This is a genomic window from Flavobacterium cerinum (genome assembly GCF_004028155.1).
Taxonomy (GTDB): Bacteria; Bacteroidota; Bacteroidia; order Flavobacteriales; family Flavobacteriaceae; genus Flavobacterium; species Flavobacterium cerinum.
This window is the reverse complement of sequence record NZ_SBII01000012.1, coordinates 18762-39359: the sequence shown is the minus strand read 5'-3', so window position 1 is coordinate 39359 and position 20598 is coordinate 18762. Positions and strand designations below refer to the sequence as shown.

Annotated in this window: 20 protein-coding genes and 1 tRNA gene; 18 read left to right on the top strand and 3 right to left on the bottom strand. The window is 38.2% G+C overall.

The features are described 5' to 3' along the window. The 13 genes from mraY to EPI11_RS15255 all read left to right on the top strand — a co-directional run bounded on the left by mraY (nt 1) and on the right by EPI11_RS15255 (nt 13244). Nucleotides 1-1227 carry a phospho-N-acetylmuramoyl-pentapeptide-transferase gene (mraY, locus tag EPI11_RS15315; RefSeq protein ID WP_128390860.1) on the top strand — a complete coding sequence of 409 codons (1227 nt, stop codon included), beginning with the start codon at nt 1-3 and terminating at the stop codon, nt 1225-1227. A gap of 3 nt (nt 1228-1230) precedes the next feature. After that, nucleotides 1231-2562 (top strand): UDP-N-acetylmuramoyl-L-alanine--D-glutamate ligase, encoded by a 1332-nt coding sequence (gene murD, locus EPI11_RS15310; RefSeq protein ID WP_128390859.1) that lies wholly within the window; start codon nt 1231-1233, stop codon nt 2560-2562. Nucleotides 2563-2656: 94 nt separating this feature from the next. Beyond that, the gene (locus EPI11_RS15305) at nt 2657-3991 is read left to right on the top strand and encodes an FtsW/RodA/SpoVE family cell cycle protein (RefSeq protein ID WP_128390858.1); all 1335 of its coding nucleotides are present in this window, start codon (nt 2657-2659) and stop codon (nt 3989-3991) included. Between the two features lie 22 nt (nt 3992-4013). After that, nucleotides 4014-5105 (top strand): undecaprenyldiphospho-muramoylpentapeptide beta-N-acetylglucosaminyltransferase, encoded by a 1092-nt coding sequence (gene murG, locus EPI11_RS15300; RefSeq protein WP_128390857.1) that lies wholly within the window; start codon nt 4014-4016, stop codon nt 5103-5105. Nucleotides 5106-5152: 47 nt separating this feature from the next. Continuing rightward, the gene (gene murC / locus EPI11_RS15295; protein ID WP_128390856.1) at nt 5153-6502 is read left to right on the top strand and encodes a UDP-N-acetylmuramate--L-alanine ligase; all 1350 of its coding nucleotides are present in this window, start codon (nt 5153-5155) and stop codon (nt 6500-6502) included. Beyond that, nucleotides 6489-7211 (top strand): cell division protein FtsQ/DivIB, encoded by a 723-nt coding sequence (locus EPI11_RS15290; RefSeq protein ID WP_128390855.1) that lies wholly within the window; start codon nt 6489-6491, stop codon nt 7209-7211. The genes murC and EPI11_RS15290 overlap by 14 nt, the downstream gene beginning before the upstream one ends. Nucleotides 7212-7215: 4 nt before the next feature. Next, nucleotides 7216-8613: a cell division protein FtsA gene (gene ftsA, locus EPI11_RS15285; protein WP_128390854.1), complete on the top strand. Its 1398-nt coding sequence runs from the start codon at nt 7216-7218 to the stop codon at nt 8611-8613. Between the two features lie 12 nt (nt 8614-8625). Next, a complete protein-coding gene (gene ftsZ, locus EPI11_RS15280; RefSeq protein WP_128390853.1) occupies nt 8626-10650 on the top strand; it encodes a cell division protein FtsZ in 2025 nt (674 codons plus the stop codon). An 89-nt stretch (nt 10651-10739) separates the two neighbouring features. Further along, on the top strand, nt 10740-11189 hold the full coding sequence (locus EPI11_RS15275; protein WP_128390852.1) for a GatB/YqeY domain-containing protein: 450 nt from the start codon (nt 10740-10742) through the stop codon (nt 11187-11189). Nucleotides 11190-11254: 65 nt separating this feature from the next. Next, nucleotides 11255-11328, top strand: a tRNA-Arg gene (locus EPI11_RS15270). Between the two features lie 173 nt (nt 11329-11501). After that, complete coding sequence (locus EPI11_RS15265) at nt 11502-12194, top strand: helix-turn-helix transcriptional regulator (protein ID WP_128390851.1); 693 nt, start codon at nt 11502-11504, stop codon at nt 12192-12194. Between the two features lie 74 nt (nt 12195-12268). Next, nucleotides 12269-12661 carry a RidA family protein gene (locus tag EPI11_RS15260; RefSeq protein ID WP_128390850.1) on the top strand — a complete coding sequence of 131 codons (393 nt, stop codon included), beginning with the start codon at nt 12269-12271 and terminating at the stop codon, nt 12659-12661. 1 nt (nt 12662) lies between these two features. Then, nucleotides 12663-13244, top strand: a complete 582-nt coding sequence (locus EPI11_RS15255) for a YdeI/OmpD-associated family protein (RefSeq protein WP_128390849.1) — start codon at nt 12663-12665, stop codon at nt 13242-13244. A 9-nt stretch (nt 13245-13253) separates the two neighbouring features. Here the strand turns inward: EPI11_RS15255 and EPI11_RS15250 are convergent, their stop codons facing one another. Both EPI11_RS15250 and EPI11_RS15245 read right to left on the bottom strand, forming a co-directional pair. Then, nucleotides 13254-13709, bottom strand: coding sequence for a hypothetical protein (locus tag EPI11_RS15250; RefSeq protein ID WP_128390848.1), 456 nt, complete (start codon nt 13707-13709; stop codon nt 13254-13256). A 575-nt stretch (nt 13710-14284) separates the two neighbouring features. Continuing rightward, on the bottom strand, nt 14285-15208 hold the full coding sequence (locus EPI11_RS15245; protein WP_128390847.1) for a ClpXP adapter SpxH family protein: 924 nt from the start codon (nt 15206-15208) through the stop codon (nt 14285-14287). 174 nt (nt 15209-15382) lie between these two features. Here EPI11_RS15245 and EPI11_RS15240 point away from each other — a divergent pair, with 174 nt between their 5' ends. Then, complete coding sequence (locus EPI11_RS15240) at nt 15383-15676, top strand: winged helix-turn-helix transcriptional regulator (RefSeq protein WP_128390846.1); 294 nt, start codon at nt 15383-15385, stop codon at nt 15674-15676. Here EPI11_RS15240 and EPI11_RS15235 read toward each other — a convergent pair. Then, the gene (locus tag EPI11_RS15235; protein WP_128390845.1) at nt 15663-16499 is read right to left on the bottom strand and encodes an AraC family transcriptional regulator; all 837 of its coding nucleotides are present in this window, start codon (nt 16497-16499) and stop codon (nt 15663-15665) included. The two genes, EPI11_RS15240 and EPI11_RS15235, sit on opposite strands and share 14 nt — an antisense overlap. Nucleotides 16500-16585: 86 nt before the next feature. Between EPI11_RS15235 and EPI11_RS15230 the strand changes: the two genes are divergently transcribed. The 4 genes from EPI11_RS15230 to EPI11_RS15215 all read left to right on the top strand — a co-directional run bounded on the left by EPI11_RS15230 (nt 16586) and on the right by EPI11_RS15215 (nt 20536). Further along, nucleotides 16586-17749 (top strand): MFS transporter, encoded by a 1164-nt coding sequence (locus EPI11_RS15230; RefSeq protein ID WP_241657644.1) that lies wholly within the window; start codon nt 16586-16588, stop codon nt 17747-17749. Next, nucleotides 17746-18504, top strand: a complete 759-nt coding sequence (locus EPI11_RS15225; RefSeq protein ID WP_128390844.1) for a metallophosphoesterase family protein — start codon at nt 17746-17748, stop codon at nt 18502-18504. The genes EPI11_RS15230 and EPI11_RS15225 overlap by 4 nt, the downstream gene beginning before the upstream one ends. Before the next feature lie 53 nt (nt 18505-18557). Continuing rightward, complete coding sequence (locus tag EPI11_RS15220; protein WP_241657643.1) at nt 18558-19253, top strand: formylglycine-generating enzyme family protein; 696 nt, start codon at nt 18558-18560, stop codon at nt 19251-19253. A gap of 389 nt (nt 19254-19642) precedes the next feature. Beyond that, nucleotides 19643-20536 carry a helix-turn-helix domain-containing protein gene (locus EPI11_RS15215; protein WP_128390843.1) on the top strand — a complete coding sequence of 298 codons (894 nt, stop codon included), beginning with the start codon at nt 19643-19645 and terminating at the stop codon, nt 20534-20536. The last annotated feature ends 62 nt before the right edge of the window (nt 20537-20598 follow it).

The window sequence follows — 20598 nt, the reverse complement described above, 5'->3', positions numbered from 1 at the left end:
ATGCTGTATTACTTATTCGAATACTTAGACAAACAGTTAGACGTACCGGGTACAGGAGTATTCCAGTACATAACTTTCCGTTCAGGGCTGGCAATTATTTTGTCGCTTCTTATTTCTACTGTTTTTGGTAAAAAGATCATCAATTTTCTGCGCAGGCAGCAAATAGGCGAAACCGTTCGTGAACTGGGTCTTGAGGGTCAGTCGCAAAAAGCAGGTACGCCAACAATGGGAGGATTGATTATTATTATCTCTACGCTTATTCCGGTAATACTACTGGCAAAGTTGGATAATATCTATATCATGCTGCTTATTGTTACCACACTTTGGATGGGAACAATTGGTTTCATTGATGATTATATCAAGATATTTAAAAAAGACAAAGAAGGATTAAAAGGAAAGTTCAAAGTAGTAGGACAGGTAGGACTTGGATTGATTGTAGGATACATTCTTTATTTTCATCCATCGGTTACTGTAAGGACAGATACTGCAAAAGTGAACATTTACAGCAGCACAGAGAATGTAATTTCTCAGGCAGGTGTAGAAGAGAAGTCAACAGCGACTACTATTCCGTTCTTTAAAAATAATGAGTTCGATTATTCTGAATTACTTGCCTGGACAGGTGAAGGATATAAAAATTATGCTTGGTTAATATTTATCCCTATCGTGATATTTATTATCACGGCAGTATCTAACGGGGCCAACCTTACCGATGGTATCGATGGGCTCGCCGCAGGAACATCGGCTATTGCCGTACTCGCCCTCGGGATCTTTGCCTTTGTATCGGGTAACATTATTTTTTCAAATTACCTGAATATAATGTATATACCGCGATCCGGGGAGATGACGGTCTTTATATCGGCATTTGTGGGTGCGCTAATTGGTTTTCTTTGGTACAATACCTATCCGGCATCGGTATTTATGGGAGATACAGGAAGTTTAACCATAGGAGGTATTATAGCAGTACTGGCTATTGCGGTTCGTAAAGAATTATTAATACCGGTACTATGCGGAATCTTCCTTGCAGAAAACCTTTCGGTAGTACTGCAGGTAGCTTACTTTAAGTTCACAAAAAAGAAATTTGGCGAAGGGCGGAGAATTTTCCTCATGGCACCTTTACACCACCATTACCAGAAAAAGGGATATCATGAAAGTAAGATTGTAACCCGATTCTGGATCATAGCGATACTGTTGGCAATTTTCTCTGTAGTATCCTTAAAACTAAGATAGCCTATGCGACTAGTAGTACTTGGAGGAGGAGAAAGCGGTGTTGGAACTGCCATCCTTGGTAAGAAAAAAGGATATGATGTATTTCTATCCGACTTTGGAAAGATAAAAAACAATTACAAAGAGGTTCTTGCACTTAATGACATAACCTGGGAAGAAGAAAAACATACGGAGGAACTAATTCTTAACGCCGATGTTGTAATGAAAAGCCCTGGTATTCCCGACAAGTCGCCTATTATAAAAGCACTTCATGAAAAAGGGATTTCTGTAATATCTGAAATAGAATTTGCATCAGAATTTACAGAGGTAGAAACAATAGGGATTACTGGAAGTAATGGTAAAACCACAACAACAATGCTAACGCACCACTTGCTGAAACAAGGTTCGTTAAACTTTGGGCTAGCAGGGAATATAGGTAAAAGCTTTGCCTGGCAGATAGCCGAAAACAAGCATGAGGGATATGTACTGGAGCTAAGTAGTTTTCAGTTGGATGGAATAAAAAGCTATCGCCCGCATATTGCAGTAATAACAAACATAAGTCCGGATCACCTTGACCGTTACGAATACAAATATGAATTGTATGTAGCAGCAAAGTTCAGGATTACCATGAACCAGACCGAAAGCGATTTCCTGGTATATGATGCAGATGATGAAATAATTTCAAAATGGCTGGAAAGCAACCCGATTAAAGCACAAAAAATTCCTTTCTCCTTAACGAAAGTTGTAGAAGGAGGGATATATGTAAAAAACGACACTATTATCAGCAATATAACTAACGAAGAATTTACTATGCCAATCAACGAACTGTCATTAGAAGGAAAGCACAATGTAAAAAATGCCATGGCAGCAACAGCAGTTGCCCAGCTTATGCGCATCAGGAAAGAAACCATCAGAGAGAGTTTGTCTAATTTCCAGGGTGTAGAGCACCGTTTGGAAAAAGTATTGAAAATACAAAATGTACAGTATATAAACGATAGTAAGGCTACAAATACTAACGCAACATTTTTTGCGCTGGATAGTATGAATACCCCAACCGTATGGATTGTGGGTGGTGTTGATAAAGGAAATGACTACGACGAGCTGATGTCATTAGTTAGAGAAAAAGTAAAAGCGATAGTGTGTCTTGGTGTAGATAACCAGAAAATAATAAATGCGTTTGGCAACGTAGTAGATGTTATAGTAGAAACTGCAAGTATGCAGGAAGCTGTTAAGATTGCTCAGAAACTTTCAGAAAAAGGAGATACAGTATTGCTTTCTCCGGCTTGTGCAAGTTTCGATTTATTTGAAAGCTATGAAGACCGCGGTAAACAATTTAAGATCGCGGTACAAAATTTATAAGATTACAACTGTTTGTCATTCTGAGCGAAGCGCAGTGAAGTCGAAGAATCTCAGAGAATGAAAAGGATGATGTTGAAAAGAAAATAGAATAAAAATGAAAGAATTAATCAATAACCTAAAGGGAGACAAAGGGATCTGGTCATTCGTGATGCTGCTTGCCCTAATCTCGTTCATGCCGGTTTTCAGCGCAAGTACAAACCTTGTGTATGTAATTGGTAAGGGCTCTACTATTGGTTATCTGGTTAAGCATTTGGTACATATATTTATTGGTTTTGGCCTTATTTACTTTGTTCATAAAGTGCCCTACCATTACTATAAAGGGATCTCGCAAATTGCATTGCCAATTGTAGGACTGCTCCTAATCTATACCTTTTTTCAGGGTACAGTGATAGACGGTGCTAATGCCAGCCGTTGGATCAAAGTGCCATTTATAGGGGTTACTTTCCAAACATCGGCACTGGCTATGATAGTGCTTATGATCTATGTAGCACGCTACCTGGCTAAAATGCAGGATAAGGAAATCACTTTTAAGGCATCGTTCTTTGAGTTGTGGGTTCCGGTATTTGCTATACTGGCACTGATACTTCCGGCTAACTTTTCTACCGCAGCACTTATTTTCTCGATGGTGTGTATGCTGGTATTTGTGGGTAGGTATCCGCTTAGGTATTTAGGTGCGATCATAGGTGTAGGTATTGGTATGTTGGTCATGTTCGTTTTGTTTGCAAAGGCGTTTCCGGATGCTATGCCAAACAGGGTAGATACCTGGATGAACCGTATTGAACGATTCACATCAGACGAGCCTAATGAAGATGATTACCAAATTGAAAAAGCAAAAATTGCAATAGCATCTGGAATGGTGTATGGCTTAGGACCGGGTAAGAGCGTGCAGAAGAATTTCCTTCCGCAGTCTTCTTCGGATTTTATCTTCGCCATTATTGTGGAAGAATATGGATTAGCAGGCGGGCTTGCAGTATTGGTTTTATACCTAATGCTGTTTTTCAGGTTTCTTGTTACAGCACATAAAGCAAAATCGCTCTTTGGAAAACTGCTCATAGTAGGACTTGGATTCCCGATAATTTTTCAGGCACTTATAAATATGGGTGTAGCGGTAGAGTTATTACCTGTAACGGGGCAGACGCTTCCGCTTATCAGTAGTGGTGGTAGTTCGGTATGGATGACATGTATCTCTATTGGAATCATTATTAGTGTAACTAAAAAAGAAGAAGAGATCGCTCAGGAAATGGCAGAGAAAGAAGAACGCGAAGCAACATTGCAGCGCATGATCGATGAGCACATACTGAGAGAACAGCAAAATGAAGAAGCCGAAGCAATGGGAGAAACCGATGGCAATACACAATCGGCAGAACCGGCAGCATTCTCAATAGAAGACAGGTCTAAAAACCCGATGAGTGCGGTATTCGGAAAATAAATAGTAGAAGTAAAAATAAAAAATGAGCAGCAAAAAATTCATATTAAGCGGTGGTGGTACAGGTGGACATATCTATCCTGCGATTGCTATTGCAAATGAATTAAAATCGCGCTTCCCGGATAGTGAAATACTTTTTGTAGGTGCCAGTGATAAGATGGAGATGCAGAAGGTGCCGCAGGCAGGATACAAAATTATTGGCTTGTGGATAGCGGGTATTCAAAGAAGGCTAACATTAGATAATGCGATGTTTCCGGTAAAGCTGCTTAGCAGTTTAGTGAAATCACGCAGTATAATAAAAGAGTTTAAACCAGATGTGGTTATTGGTACCGGGGGTTTTGCCAGCGGGCCATTATTAAAAGCAGCAGGTATACTTGGTATACCAACGGTAATACAGGAGCAGAATTCTTTTCCGGGTATAACCAACAAATGGCTTGCAAAGAATGCAAGTAAAATTTGTGTTGCCTATGATAACCTGGAGCGCTTTTTCCCGAAAGAGAAAATCGTTTTTACAGGTAATCCTGTTCGCAGTGATATTATTGATGTAGCTAAAAATAAAAAGGAAGCAATAGAAAGGTTTGAACTGGACCCAGCTAAAAAAACACTTTTAGTATTAGGAGGCAGTCTTGGTTCAAGACGCATCAACCAGTTAATTGCAAAAGAGCTTTCGTGGCTTTTGGCTCAGGGTGTACAGGTAATATGGCAATGTGGTAAATTTTATTTTGAAGAGTACCGTCACTACGGAGATAAAGAAAGCATAAATGTACTTTCGTTCATAGACAGGATGGATTTGGTATATGCAGCTGCAGATGTGGTGATATCCCGTTCGGGAGCATCATCGGTATCAGAGCTTTGCATAGTAGGTAAGCCGGTAATTTTTATACCATCACCTAATGTTGCCGAAGACCACCAGACCAAAAATGCTATGGCGATTGTAGATAAAGAGGGCGCATTACTTTTAAAAGAAGCGCAGCTGGATACACAGTTTCAGCCTGTATTTTCTGATTTGATTGCCAATGAAGAGAAGCAGTATAAACTGAGTGAAAATATAAAGAAGCTGGCGCGAATAAATGCCACCAAAGATATTGTTGACGAAATTATAAAATTAATTAAATAAGGCACTTAGGTGCTGAGTCTCTTAGAGGCTGAGAAACTATAAAAAGAATGGATCTAAACCAAATACATAACGTCTATTTTGTAGGTATAGGTGGCATCGGAATGAGTGCCCTGGCCCGCTATTTTAAATTTATAGGCAAAAATGTGGCCGGTTATGACCGTACGCCAACCCATCTTACTGATGAATTAAAGGCCGAAGGCATAGCGATCCATTTTGAAGATAAAGTAGAACTAATTGGTCTGCCGTTTTTAAACAAACAGAATACACTGGTGGTAGTAACGCCGGCTGTGCCAAAAGATCATATGCAATGGAAATACTTCGTTACTAATGATTTTGTAGTTAAAAAACGTGCCGAGGTATTAGGTATAATTACGAAAGATACATTTTGCTTTGCTGTGGCAGGAACCCATGGGAAAACCACCACATCGAGCATACTGGGGCATATATTATATGAAAGCGGACTTGATGTTACTGCCTTCTTAGGTGGAATTGTAGAAAACTATAATTCAAACCTTATTGGCAGCGGTAAAACAGTAACCGTAGTAGAGGCAGATGAGTTTGACCGCTCGTTCCTGCACTTGCACCCAAATATTGCCTGTATTACATCAATGGATGCCGATCACCTTGATATTTATGGCGATACAGCTTCAATAGAAGCGACATTCAGGGAGTTTGCAGATAAGGTAGAAGATAAGAACCACATGTTTGTTACCAATGGTCTTCCGTTAGAAGGAGTGACAGTAGGTGTGAATGAAGGTCAGTTTTCGGCAACTAATATTCACATAGAAGATGGATGGTATGTGTTTGATGTTGTTACGCCGCATGAAACAATAACAGGGCTTCGCTTTGCGCTTCCTGGGCATCATAACCTGACTAATGCTGTATTGGCACTGGCAATGGCAAGAACCTACGGCGTAGCGTCTGAAGATATCAGAAAAGCACTGGAATCCTTTAAAGGTGTAAAGAGAAGATTCTCTTATCAGATTAAAAAAACGGGATTGGTGTATATCGATGATTATGCACATCATCCAACAGAAATAAATGCGGTATATCAGGCGGTTACAGAGTTGTATCCAAATGAGAAAGTGCTTGCTGTTTTTCAGCCGCACCTGTTTAGCCGCACCAGGGATTTTGCTGACGGATTTGCAAAGAGTCTTTCGGCTTTTGAAAACATAGTGTTGCTGGATATTTATCCGGCACGCGAACTGCCAATGGAAGGTATAACTTCGAAATGGCTGCTTGAAAAAATGGAAAACCCAAACAAAAAACTGGTTTCAAAATCAGATCTTCTTGCGTTCTTAAAAAGAACAGATGCAACGGTAATTGTAACCATTGGAGCGGGTGATATTGGCGAAATGGTACCTGATATTAAAAAGGTTTTAGATGAAAAATATTAAGTGGAATGATGTAAGATTAGTGCTCATTTTGGGCGCCGTAATTTTCCTGTATTCTTTCTCATCAAAACGAAATGAAAACAGGAAGCTAAAAGAGGCAAATATAGAATTTGCAGATGCTGAGGACTTTATAACGCACGAGAAAGTTAATAACTTGTTGATACAAAATTTTGGGAGTATAACAAGTATAGCGAAAGTTAAATTAGATTTGAATAGCGTTGAAAAATCCCTTGACAAAAATCCAATGATTGACAAGGCAGAGGTTTACGCTACAGTCGACGGTAAATTAAAAGCGATCATTACGCAGAAAAAGCCCGTGGCTAGAATTTATCAAGGGCTTAACTCGTACTATATTGATCATAGGGGCGGGGTTATGCCTTTATCCGATAGTTACACGGCACGAGTGCCTTTAGTAACGGGAGAAATTGATAGTATTGAAAAAGAAAAGTTACACCTGTTGCTTAATTATATTCACGACGACGAGTTCTTAAAGAAAAATATTATTGGCGTGCAGATAAGTGGAAAGGGAAACCTGAAAATGCAAAGCAGAAATTACAATTATGAAATTCAGTTTGGCATGCCGGTAAACATTGAAAAGAAATTTAATAACTATAAAGCATTCCTTCAGGATGCAGTTAAGGATACATTGATAGAACAGTACAAAACGATAAATCTGAAGTTTACACAACAGGTTGTGTGCACCAAAAAATAGGGTTATGGAAAAAGACAGCATTGCAGTAGGTTTAGACATTGGAACAACAAAGATTGTTGCAATGATCGGGAGGAAAAATGAATATGGAAAACTGGAAATTCTTGGTGTTGGAAAATCCAAAAGCCTTGGTGTGGCCAGAGGTGTCGTTAATAATATTACACAAACAATACAGTCTATACAGCAGGCTGTACAGGAGGCAGAGGCCAATAGCGGTTATAAAATAAACGATGTGGTGGTAGGTATAGCCGGCCAGCACATTCGCAGTATTCAGCACAGTGATTATATCAGCAGGAACAATCCTGAAGAAGTGATCGGTGACGCTGATATCGATTTACTGATCAATCAGGTTCACAAATTGGCAATGCTTCCGGGTGAAGAAATTATCCATGTGTTACCACAGGAATTTAAAATTGACGGCCAGCACGAAATAAAAGAACCTATCGGTATGTATGGAGGCAGGCTGGAAAGCAGCTTCCACGTTGTGGTAGGACAGGCATCGTCCATACGAAATGTAGGGCGTTGTATTAAAAGTTCAGGACTGGACCTTTCGGGCTTAACGCTGGAGCCCTTAGCTTCGGCCGATGCTGTTTTAAGCCAGGAAGAGAAAGAAGCCGGTGTTGCCCTTATCGATATAGGCGGCGGTACTACAGACCTTGCTATTTTTAAAGATGGTATCATTCGCCATACGGCAGTGATCCCTTTTGGAGGCAATGTTATTACAGAAGATATCAAAGAAGGATGTTCTATTATAGAAAAGCAGGCAGAGCTGCTTAAAGTAAAATTTGGTTCGGCATGGCCGGGTGAGAACAAGGATAACGAAATTGTTTCTATCCCTGGATTACGCGGACGTGAGCCAAAAGAGATATCACTTAAAAACCTGTCTAAAATTATCCATGCCCGCGTGGTAGAGATTATTGAGCAGGTGTTTGTAGAGATCAAAGATTACGGGCATGAAGATCCCCGTAAAAAGCTAATTGCAGGTATTGTACTTACTGGTGGTGGAGCGCAGCTAAGCCACATCAAACAGTTAGTGGAATACATTACAGGTATGGATACCAGAATTGGTTATCCTAACGAGCATTTAGCAGGAAACTCTGACGAAGAAATATCAAGCCCGCTATACGCTACGGCAGTAGGTTTGGTAATGAACAGTATCAGGAACAATACCCATAGCGCAACGCCTTTAGTAGAGTTACAAAAGCCGGAGCCAGTAGTGGTAAGACAACAACCGGTAGTAAACACGGTAATTGCACCGGAACCGGTATATGAAGAAGAAATGGAAACGGTAGCTGTTCAACAGCCTGTTCACAATGTAGAGGAATCTACAGAAAAACGAGTAAAGAGGTCATTTTTTGACAAGTACATTGACAAGATTAAAGATTTTTTAGATAACGCAGAATAAAACCCGATTGATATGATGAGCAACTCAGAATTTGGAAGCATTTCGTTTGATTTACCCAAAAATCAATCAAACGTAATCAAAGTAATTGGTGTTGGCGGAGGCGGAAGCAACGCGATAAACCACATGTTTAAGCAGGGAATCAAGGGTGTTGATTTTATTGTATGTAATACAGACTCCCAGGCACTGCAAAACAGCCCGGTACCTAACAAGATACAGTTAGGGGTAGACCTTACTGAAGGTTTAGGTGCAGGTGCAAACCCTGAAGTAGGGCAGCAGTCGGCATTGGAGAGTATAGAGGATATTGAGAAAATGCTTGATACCAATACCAAGATGATATTCATCACGGCAGGTATGGGTGGTGGTACCGGTACCGGTGCGGCTCCTGTAATTGCACAACTGGCTAAAGAAAGAGGTATCCTTACCGTAGGTATTGTTACTATTCCTTTCCAGTTTGAAGGTAAGGTACGTTCAGAGCAGGCATTATCCGGAGTTGAAAGGCTTAGAAAGCAGGTAGACTCTTTAATCGTTATCAATAATAATAAACTAAGAGAAGTATATGGTAACCTTGGCTTTAAAGCAGGGTTCTCTAAAGCGGATGAAGTTTTAGCAACAGCCTCAAAAGGTATTGCTGAAGTAATTACGCACCACTATACTCAGAATATTGACCTTAAAGATGCAAAGACTGTTTTATCTGACAGTGGAACAGCAATCATGGGTTCGGCTATTGCGTCGGGTGATAGTCGTGCTAAAGATGCTATTATCGATGCATTGGATTCTCCGTTATTAAATGACAATAAAATTACTGGTGCTAAGAACGTATTGTTGCTGATCGTTTCTGGTACTAGTGAGATCACTATCGATGAGATAGGTGAAATAAATGACCATATCCAGTCGGAAGCTGGACACAACGCCAATATTATTATGGGTGTTGGTGAAGACGAATCTTTAGGAGATGCCGTTGCCGTGACCATTATTGCTACAGGTTTTAATGTAGAACAACAAAATGAGATCGTTAATACAGAGCCTAAAAAGATTATCCACGCACTTGAAGAAGGACAAAAACTGGTTCAGGATCTTACACAAAGACCTATGGTGCCTGGATTTGACCTGTCTGCATCTGCACAACAGCCAAAAGCTGAAATGAACGCCGAACCTATTGTTGAAGAAAAAATAGTGTTTGAGCTTGAGGAGGAAGTTGAAATTGAGGAAAAAAAGCAAATAGCTGAAGTTGTTGAAATAGAATCGCTTCCTTCTTCAGAGTATATCAATAGTCTTGACGTATTTTTTGAGTTTGTAACGCCAGAGCCTGCTGCACCAGCACCAGTTATGGCTGTCCCAACACCAGTTGCAGCAATACCTGCACCACCAGTTATGGCTGCCCCGGTATTTACGCCGCAAATTAAAGATGTAAGAGAAATTGAGGTTTTTGAACCTGAGTTTGTAATTGCCGCTAAAGAAGATCAATTTACATTCTCTTTCGACCTTTCTACAGACAATGTAAGAAGAGAAGACAGAATGCTGTTTAATCTAAGTGATGAAACACGCGATATTAAAGTAAACGCACCGGTACAGGTTGTACCGATGACAGAACTTAACGAAACAGGAATCGTTAGATATTCATTAGAAGAGTATCTTGAAAAAGAGACCGAATTAATGGATTCTAAACCTGCTGCTAAAGTAGAAGAGCCAATCGCTCCTGAGCTTAACCTAACCGTTAAGAGAACAGAGCAGCCGGAACAGGCACGATTTGCTCCTGCACATGAAGAAATTTCTCCTGTAGAAATGACTATCGAAGAAACACTTCGAGTAAGAGCAGAAGAAAGAAGGAAAAAAATGAAGGAGTTTAATTATAAATTCCACAACAGTCCTTCTAAGATCGATGAGTTCGAAAAACAACCGGCATACAAAAGGATGGGAATCGATTTAAATGATTCCCGCGTAGACAATAGCAAATCGCGCTTGTCGTTAGGAACAGATAGCAATGACGACTTACAGTTGCGTTCTAACAATTCGTTCCTGCACGATAACGTAGATTAACTAACCCAAATGTGAACCTTTGACCCGAAAATATAATAGTATTTTCGGGTTATTTTTTTATCTTCGCAGGCACATTTAAAGCTTTAACTATGAGTTTACAAAACGAAATCATGGAAGGGATCAAAACCGCCATGAGAGCAAAAGATACTGTTGCACTAGAATCGCTAAGAGCTGTTAAGTCGGCATTATTACTGGCTCAGACTGAGACAGGAGCTAAAGAAGAGATTTCTCAGGAAGAAGAGATAAAGTTGCTGCAAAGGCTGGTAAAACAGCGTAAAGACAGTGCTAATATATACATTGAGCAAGGACGTCAGGATCTTGCTGACCCAGAATTAGAACAGGCCGCAATTATTGAAAAATTCCTTCCTGCTCAGCTTACCGAAGAAGAAGTAGAAGCTATCATCAAAAAAATTATAGCAGATAACAGTTTTGCAGGTATGGGAGATATGGGTAAAGTTATGGCTATTGCTTCAAAAGAACTTGCCGGTAGTGCAGATGGTAAAACCATTTCTACAGTAGTTAAAAAATCATTAACATAAAGTATATTGTTTAGGTTTAAAGTTTCAGGTTGGCTAACTTGTAACTTTAAACCTCAAACATAAATGGTCTCATGGCTCAACTGGATAGAGCACTGGATTTCGGCTCCAGCGGTTGTGGGTTCGAATCCCTCTGAGACCACTAAAAGCCTTAAAAAGCCTTTGAATCAGCGATTTGAAGGCTTTTCTCCGTTTAGATCAATAATCATTTTCAAAAAACAATCAAACAACGGGACGCGCTATTCTGATTAAATAAGAATAAATTTGATAGGACCTATATGAAGGGCTCAATGGTAAATCTACAGTTAGGCAAAAATGAACGATAACGATACAAAACGGCTTTCCCGACTGACGGCAATTCTCATACAACTGCAAACTAAACGGCTTACAACAGCTACAAGTCTTGCCGAGAAATTCAATGTAAGCGTAAGGACAATTTATCGGGACATAAAAGCATTGGATGAGGCAGGCGTTCCTATCATGACTGAAGAAGGAAAAGGTTACACTTTAATGGAAGGTTACAGGATTCCACCTGTGATGTTTTCAGAAAGTCAGGCAAATGCACTCATTCTTGCAGAACAATTGGTGCTTAAAAATAAAGACACTTCATTTATTAAAGATTACACCGAAGCAATTGACAAAATAAAAGCAGTGCTGAAACAGTCTGAAAAAGATAAAGCCAATCTACTTGCAGATAGAACCCGTTTTGAACAGAACATAAACAGAGACAGAAACAGCAATAATATTTCGCAATTACAATCGGCTCTGACCAACTTCTATTTGACTAAAATAGACTACATCAACGAACAAAATAAAACAACCAGCAGAATTATTGAGCCATTTGCACTACTAAGCACAAATGAAAATTGGCTATTAATTGCACGGTGTCACTTACGCAAAGAGTTCAGATATTTTCGTTTGGACAGAATTTCAAAAATGGAAATCCTTACAGAAAAATTTGACCAGCATAAAATGACCCTGCAAGAGTATTTTGATAAATACCATTAATTTTTTTGACCCCTGACATAAGGCTGTCACAACACCATTCCATCTTTGCATTGTAAATTTTAAAACAATAAAAAATGGAAAAACAATCTTTTGATCCTTGGGCTTGGGGTAAAAACACTAATTCTGTACAAGCAGTTGAAGTGAAAAATCCAAAAGGAACGCTTTACTGTTCAGGACAGGTGGCTATAGACGCTAACGGAGTACCTAGTAATGCCGATATGCGTTCGCAGCTTATTCAGACTATAGCCAATTTAGAACAACTGATTAAGGAAGCGGCCTACGAATGCAATAACATTGTAAGGCTGAATATTTATACAACTTCAACACAAGATTTTTTTACTACGTGTATGGATGTTTACGTACCTTTCATTCAAAAATATGGTATTCAGCAATCTACTACCTTGCTGGAAGTTAAAGGACTTTTCGCAACGTTAACCATAGAGCTTGAAGCTACAGTTGTAAAGTAATATGCAAAAAGAAGAAATAGAAATATTTTATCCAATTAGCCATACAGATTGGCGGGAATGGTTAGAAAAAAATCATCTTTCCAGGCATTCTGTATGGCTTGTTTTTTATAACAAACGTTCGGATAAAAAATCGATAACCTGGAGTGAATCAGTAGATGTCGCTTTGTGTTTTGGCTGGATAGACAGCAAAAAGATAAGAATTGATGAAGAAACATCTCATCAGTTTTTTAGTAAACGGAAAGCTAATAGTACCTGGTCAAAGATCAATAAAGAAAAAGTACAGCAACTTATTGATAAGGGACTAATGACAGAAGCAGGCTACAAATGCATTGAAACTGCCAAACAAAATGGTTCATGGGCTATTTTAGATGATGTTGAAAAACTGATTATTCCAAACGATCTAAAAGCCAAACTAGATAGCAAATTGGCAGCTAAAGACTACTTTGAAAATTTAAGTAAGTCTGTGAAAAAGGCAATTCTTCAATGGCTGGTACTTGCCAAAAGACCCGAAACAAGACAAAAGCGACTTGCCGAAATTGTTGAATCTGCTGAGCAAAAACTAAAACCAAAACACCTGCGATAGAACTACAGATTATGATTTAATCAGCAAGGAGCTCATGTCGGTAGATGCTCCAAACGTTGACAGCCAAGTTACATTTTCGTTTGCACTCCAGCCGTTTACAAGATTAAAATTAACGGTTCGTGATGTAGTTTCGGTAAGGTCTATCAAAGCACCGGAGGACATAGATTTCATTATTACTGTTGCCGTTTGGATGTTGTCTGTTGAAAAAATTAAAGCAATTTTGGTTGCTGGAGTAATCTTTTTCAAATCGCCGTTACTATGAATGCTAAATGCATATTGAATGTTACTAATGCCATTTATCATTTGTTTAATACCAATTGTGAATTCTTGTTGGGTATTGTTTAGCAAAGAAATAGCACCATCAGATCCATTAGTAGAATTATTTAAAATACCGGAGTTTCTATCAATTGTGACCAGATCACCCAGATCTGTATCGATAATACATCCGTTAGAATAAAAAATCAATCATCAAAAAATAAACTGTATTGGTATAATGGAAAGCAGCAAAATAGTAAGTAGAGTACTGGATGGTAAAAGGGTTTATCGGTGTGGTGATATTTAGCTGCTGATCATCCGGTAAGTATTGGAACGTTAATGATTACCGTTGTTGTAATTCGTTGTGTTATCGGTTCAAAGAGATTTGCGGGATAAATGTATCGGGAATAAAAGAAGATAAAACACAAAATATAAGTTGCTAATTAGTACTTGGGTATTTTTAATGGCTTCTTTTACTTTTATAAAAGCAGTATTTAGAGCTACATCATTTATCTTTCTGTTTTCAAACTGAATGTTTTTTACAGCAGATAAACATTTCATTAGATCGGAAGATATGTATAAGGTGTCAAAACTTATCCTAATAAAATTGTCGACTAATGGATTTGAATGTAGCTCATAAGGATTTGTAATCAAAATACTGCTGCTTTCACTATATAAAGATTGATTCTCAAAATCAATCAAAAAGTTTCAGGGTAATGCTTAGGGAAATCTTTTGCCTGTCAAATTAACATGATTCTTATCCTGGAGGCTTTTAAGTTAAATGTTTATTTAGTGATGTCTTTTTTTGACCACAGTACACCATTTTTAGTGACCAGTTTATGCAATTCATTATTGTCTGCTAAACTCTGCAAATGTTTTTCGCTTTCCGGCCTTGATTTACCTGATAGCTCTGAAAATTCTCTGGTAGTTAGGGTACTATAGTTATGAAACAAACTTATCCAGGAAGAGTCTATTTTTGTTTTAGCTGCAGTTGGGTATAGTTTTTTAACACTATCTTCAAATGCACTATAGGGTTTAAATCCATAAACAGTTATCGGATCGCTTGTGCCATTTGAAAAGATGAAAGTTGGGAAGCCCCTCACGCCAAGTTTTTTACCCATTTCAAGATCTGCATAGAACAACTCTTTAGCTTTTCCTTCAAAATCGGCTTTTAATTGTATGGGATCAAGCCCAGCTTTTTTAGCAGCTGTTTCAAGATGTTCCCACTTTTCAATATTTTTTTTCTCTAAAAAGACCATCTCTCTTATTATCCTTAAGAAAACGATTGCTTTTTTTTCATTCTGTATTTGTGCTGCTTTAAATGCAATAGAAGGAGGATAAGAAGAATTTAAAGGGTTTTCCAGCCATACATCGCCATCAATAGGCATATCATAATATTTGCTCACTTCATCCCAATGATGAGCCACATCCGACGGCTTACTAATGCCTCCGCTATTATAGCTCCAATCAGGCAAAAGTCCGCCCATATGGTATTCAATAGTTACCTCATTACCGTATTCTAATTTTAGTTTACGCAATTGCGGTTCTACACCCCAGCAGGATGAACAGATAGGGTCTGTAAAATAAATAATTTTTACAGGCTTATTATCCGGATTAATTCCTTGTTTTGTTTCGGTTAATTTGCCTGCAGGTATTTCGCATATCCCTGTCTCGATATCACATAACAAGGGATTTTTATTGTCTTTCATTTTTGCTGATTTTTCTTGACTATAACAGGCACTAATGCAGAGTAACATTAGAAAATAAATTGCCGTAATTGATTTAGTCATTTTGCGCTAATTTGATTAATTTTGAAACAAAGGTGGAGAATTACTTTATGTGAATCAATCAGTCAGAAATTAATGACTATCAAAAATCAAAAAATGAGTGATACTACTTGTCCGGTAGAAGGACTTTTAAAAATGTTTGCAGGTAAATGGAAATCACAGATATTTCGTCTTTCTGTAGATGGGCCGTTGCGATTCAATGCATTATTGCGTCAAATCGAGGGGTCAAACAAACAGTCTATTGCTGTGGCACTAAAAGATATGGAAGAACAGGGTATTTTAGAAAAAGTTGTGGTGACGCAGAAGCCGCTGCATATAGAATATAACCTATCTGAAAAAGGAAGGGCATTTGTTCCCATTTTCCAACAGCTGGAATCTACTTTTTTCTAATATCTTTTGGATTTACGCCCATTTGTTTTTTTACAAATTTATTAAAATGGCTCATGTCGGCAAAGCCAAACTCATTGCTTATTTCTTTCATCAAAGCGTCACTGTGTTTAAGGCGGTTCTCGATTAGTTTCGATTTATAATCGCTAATGTATTTTTTTATAGGACTCCCGGTCTGGCGTTTAAATAAGCTGCTAAGATGACTGGGAGCCATATTAAAATGCGCCGATAAAACGACAAGGCTTAATTTTGCAGGACTGTGTATTTCTTTGTGAATGTAATTCATGATACTTACCGGGAGGTTTTCATTTACTACCATAGCACTCCCTAAAGACTGAAAAGCATTTTTCTTGATGATAGCAAATACACTGCGTATCAGGTAAAGCAGTACTTCACTGGAACCACCATGACTCGTTTCCCACTCACTAACGATCATCCGCATGAGATGATGAATCTTGTCCAGTTCTTCGGCAGAATTGACCAATTTTGTTCCCGATGTATTGCTGATAACAAGCAGCTGGTCGATCACTTTATTCCATTCGCTTTTAGCAGTGTCCGATGATGTGCCGTCTAAATAACGGTTATTGAATTTTAATACACTAAACTCTGTTTCTTCTTTAATAATAAAAATATGATAATCAGACGGAGACAATAAGAACAGGCAGGAGCCTTGGTATGGTATTTCTTCTCCGTTCAATTGATGCACCCCATTGCCCGAATGAATAAAAACAAGTTCGAAGTGGTTATGATTATGCACAGGAAAAGGCCATATCTGCGTAGAGAAATGCCGTATAAAAAGAGGAGTATGTTGGATAAAACGTTCCACTGGTAGTTGTTTTGTACAAAAAAAGAGTTTAAAAGTACAATTTTTAAAAGTATCGCTCCACTAGCTTTGTAAAAAAATAATTGATTGTGAGTACATCCGGTTTCAGGCCGGCAGTTATCCCGCTAATGGCAGTCGCTGCCGGAGTAATTGTCGCTAATATATATTATAATCAGCCCATCCTTAAAGAAATTGCTTTATCGTTACAGGTTAACGAAAGCCAGATTGGGAAAATATCAATGCTTTCCCAGCTGGGATATGGATTAGGTATGTTCTTTTTACTGCCGCTTGGCGACAAAGTCAATCGAAAGAAGCTTATTCTTTTGCTATGTGCTTTGCTTGTGCTTACATTGTTTTTTATAACGCTAACATCATCACTTACCGTTTTGTATGTGCTGAGTTTTTTTGTGGGACTTTTTTCTACACCAGCCCAGATCATATTGCCTATGGCAGCTACATTAGGGAAAGATAACAGAGGTAAGAATGTAGGCGTAGTGTTTAGTGGTATCCTGGTAGGTATTCTTGGTGCACGTGTGCTTAGTGGTTTTATAACCGAGTTATTTGGATGGCGCTATGTGTTTGGAATCTCATCAGGAATGGTATTGGTTGTTACGCTATTATTAAAGTTCTATTTGCCTGAAGTACCTTCTAAATTTAAAGGGAGCTACCTGCATCTTTTAAAATCGACTTTAGCGCTTGTGTCCGAATACCGTGTTTTGCGTCAGGCCGCACTGCTGGGGGCATTTACTTTTGGGGTATTCTGCTCCTTCTGGACCACACTCACATTTCACCTTAGCGGTCCGCCTTTAAATTATAATTCAGGTATTATAGGATTGTTCGGATTAATTGCCATCGGAGGAGCACTTGTGGCTCCTTACTTTGGTAAACTGGCAGATAAGGGGAATGTACAGCGATCTCTAATTATCACAGTATCTATGATCATTGGAAGTATTCTTTTAATTAAGGTCTTTCCGTATTCGATCCCGGTTTTAATTCTTAGTGTTTTCTTTCTGGATATTGGTGTACAGGCCACTCAAATTACTAATTTTACACGTATCTATAGTCTTCACGAAGAAGCACACAGCCGGATGAATACCATTTATATGACGACCTATTTTATAGGTGCGGCAGTAGGTACATATTTCGGGCTGCTGAGCTGGAAGCTCGGTGAGTGGGATATGGCGACATGGCAGATGTTGTTGTGGAGTGTTATCGCACTGGTAATTGTAATTTTTTCTAACAGGCGCAAATGAAGAGTATAGCGATAATTAGCGACATACATGGTAACCTGCCAGCTTTAGAGGTTGTTTTAGAAGACATCAAAGCCAGGGATGTTGATACCATATATTGTTTGGGCGATCTTGTAGATTTTGCTCCGTGGCATAATGAAGTGATAGCAATGATAAGAGATTTAATGATACCCTGCATTATGGGTAACCATGACGAACGTGTAGCTTTTGATCATGATATAATCCCTATAACAAAGCACAACCATGAAGAAACCACAGCCCGTACCGGAGCTATTTCCTATACAAAACAAACCATTACCGATGAGTGCAGGGATTTTTTAAAGATGCTTCCTGAGCAATTAAAATTTACGGTTTCAGTTACTAATAATAATATCGATGTGCTTCTCGTACACGGCAGTACCCGAAACAACAGGGAATACATTTATGAAGATCATGATCTTACAGATATTCAGCAAATGCTGATTGATGGGCAGGCAGATGTTATTATTATGGGGCATACTCATCATCCCTATATTCGCAAAATTGAAGCAACAGAAAATTCGCCGGCTGGCGTATTGATCAATGCAGGTTCTGTGGGGCGATCCAGGGAAGCCAAACAATTAGCATCTTATGTAGTTTTACATATTGATGAAGAAAATATTCAACCCGAAATTATAAAACTTTCTTATCCTGTTCATGACGTTATCAAAGGGATCGAAGAAAGTGCTATCCCTGATTTCTATGCAGGGTTTCTCAAGCGGGGTATTGTTTTAGAATAAGTCTTTCCTTGTTTTTTTAAATACTTCTTGTAGCTTTGAGAAAACAAATGATTATGGATCAGGAATTTATTAAAGTACCGGCAAGCGCGTCAATACGCACTCAGATGGTAGAAATTCCGGGCGGGATTGTAGAATTAAGGGATGACAGGATAAAACATGTATGGAGTGTTACTATCGAACCTTTCTTAATGGCAAAATATCCCGTTACTCAGGAATTGTATTTTGAGATCATTCAACAAAACCCAAGCTCTTTTACAGGAGATAACAATCCGGTAGAAAATGTGTCCTGGAAAGAAGCAGCACATTTTTGTAATGTACTTTCCCAGAAAGAAGGATTGAATCCCTGTTATTCGTTAGAAGAACAAGATGTTATGTCATTTGACGAAAAAGCAAATGGCTACAGGCTGCCTACAGATGCCGAATGGCAGTATACCTGCAAAGCAGGAACTACAGAAGTTAGATATGGAGATATCAACACTATTTCTTGGTACAAAGATAATTCTGAAGGATCAACACATCCGGTAGGTACAAAAGAACCCAATGCCTGGGGATTGTATGATATGCTGGGCAATGTGTGGGAATGGTGCTCTGATATTTATGATGAGACTGTATATGGTTCGTACCGCATTTTTAGAGGCGGTGGCTGGTATGACGAAGCGAGAAGCTGTATGGCAACCAATCGTAGGCGCAGTCATCCTACTTCGTTTAAAATTGATGATTTAGGTTTTAGGCTGGCTAAAAATATATAATTGAATGCTGTTTTTATGTGAATGTATTTCATGAAAAACGATTTTAGGGCAAAGGGAAAAACTTTCTTTTGCTTTTTTTTATAATAATGATTTCTTTAAATAGTTTATTCTGCTCCTTAATTTTTCACACAACAATATAGGTATTTTCTTTCTTTTTATGGGCTTAATACATAAAGTTATGCTGTCCTATAGAGTATAATTCCTGCTAAAATTGGTTCTAAATCAGCATTTTATTTTTTAAATCACTGAAATACAGAATGTTAAATTTATCATAAAATACTATCTTGTGTTTGATTTGTAAATACTGCAATGAAAATTAATAACTTTACATAACCCTAAACCCTATATAAGTTACGATTTCTATTTATTTACATTAAATCACAATTAAATTGGAAAGAAACAGTATTAGGAAGCACTCTATAGGTGAGATTTCTAAAATTATGGGGGTAGTACAGCAATCTGAAAGGCTGCATGTATGTATTGATAAAGGAACAATTGCCGATAATTTTCTGCAATATCCTTTTCGCTCAGATGCCTATGTAATTGTTTTAATGCTTTCAGGAAGGATGAAAGTTCAGTTAGATCTTATTACATACATTATTGAGCCAAATGACCTTATTATATGTTCTCCTCAAACGGTAAAGAATATTATTGAAAGAGAAGAAGGTACAAAATTGGTATGTATAAAATTCACTTTTGATTTTCGCTATAACAATAGTATAAACAAAAGGGACTTTGATTTATTTCTTCTACAAAAGCGATCTTTTAAAATGTCGCTGCAAAAAAGTGAGATTGATAACATTGTCAATATTGCCGAATTGCTGCGTAAAAAAAACATAGAGAATGATCCGCGACTGTTTGGAAAAGAAATGATCGATTATACTTTTCATCTATTATTATATGAGATTGCGGCACTCTACAAAAAGAACAATTTAGGCTTAAAAATAGAAATGTCCCGCAAAGAAGAACTTACCCTTAATTTTCTTAAAGTGCTTGAAGATAATTTTAAGAAAGAAAGAAGCGTACAGTTTTATGCCGATTCTTTGTTTGTTACAACAGGACATTTAACTAAAGTTTTAAAGGAAGTCTCAGGGAAAACAACCGGAGAGCTTATAGACGATATTGTTTTAATGGAAGCAAGAATGTTATTAGCATATACTTCACTTAGTGTTTCACAAATAGCGGAAGAATTGCAATTTAGCGACCAGTCTTGTTTTGGTAAATTCTTTAAAAAACACGTTACACATTCTCCTTTGGAATATCGAAGAAATATCGATAAATAGCTGAATCAATATAGTAAAGTTAAATTACGCAACACCCCGGATCATTTTTATAATGACCGGGG

Excerpts from the sequence above, each read along its gene's own strand:
- EPI11_RS15255 (WP_128390849.1), top strand. The coding sequence starts at position 12,663 with ATGCAAAAAGAAGAAATAGAAATATTTTATCCAATTAGCCATACAGAT.
- EPI11_RS15305 (WP_128390858.1), top strand. The coding sequence starts at position 2,657 with ATGAAAGAATTAATCAATAACCTAAAGGGAGACAAAGGGATCTGGTCA.
- EPI11_RS15260 (WP_128390850.1), top strand. The coding sequence starts at position 12,269 with ATGGAAAAACAATCTTTTGATCCTTGGGCTTGGGGTAAAAACACTAAT.
- EPI11_RS15290 (WP_128390855.1), top strand. The coding sequence starts at position 6,489 with ATGAAAAATATTAAGTGGAATGATGTAAGATTAGTGCTCATTTTGGGC.
- mraY (WP_128390860.1), top strand. The coding sequence starts at position 1 with ATGCTGTATTACTTATTCGAATACTTAGACAAACAGTTAGACGTACCG.
- EPI11_RS15220 (WP_241657643.1), top strand. The coding sequence starts at position 18,558 with ATGGATCAGGAATTTATTAAAGTACCGGCAAGCGCGTCAATACGCACT.
- EPI11_RS15225 (WP_128390844.1), top strand. The coding sequence starts at position 17,746 with ATGAAGAGTATAGCGATAATTAGCGACATACATGGTAACCTGCCAGCT.
- murD (WP_128390859.1), top strand. The coding sequence starts at position 1,231 with ATGCGACTAGTAGTACTTGGAGGAGGAGAAAGCGGTGTTGGAACTGCC.
- murG (WP_128390857.1), top strand. The coding sequence starts at position 4,014 with ATGAGCAGCAAAAAATTCATATTAAGCGGTGGTGGTACAGGTGGACAT.
- ftsZ (WP_128390853.1), top strand. The coding sequence starts at position 8,626 with ATGATGAGCAACTCAGAATTTGGAAGCATTTCGTTTGATTTACCCAAA.
- EPI11_RS15265 (WP_128390851.1), top strand. The coding sequence starts at position 11,502 with ATGAACGATAACGATACAAAACGGCTTTCCCGACTGACGGCAATTCTC.
- EPI11_RS15245 (WP_128390847.1), bottom strand. The coding sequence starts at position 15,208 with ATGAAAGACAATAAAAATCCCTTGTTATGTGATATCGAGACAGGGATA.
- ftsA (WP_128390854.1), top strand. The coding sequence starts at position 7,216 with ATGGAAAAAGACAGCATTGCAGTAGGTTTAGACATTGGAACAACAAAG.
- EPI11_RS15275 (WP_128390852.1), top strand. The coding sequence starts at position 10,740 with ATGAGTTTACAAAACGAAATCATGGAAGGGATCAAAACCGCCATGAGA.
- EPI11_RS15240 (WP_128390846.1), top strand. The coding sequence starts at position 15,383 with ATGAGTGATACTACTTGTCCGGTAGAAGGACTTTTAAAAATGTTTGCA.
- murC (WP_128390856.1), top strand. The coding sequence starts at position 5,153 with ATGGATCTAAACCAAATACATAACGTCTATTTTGTAGGTATAGGTGGC.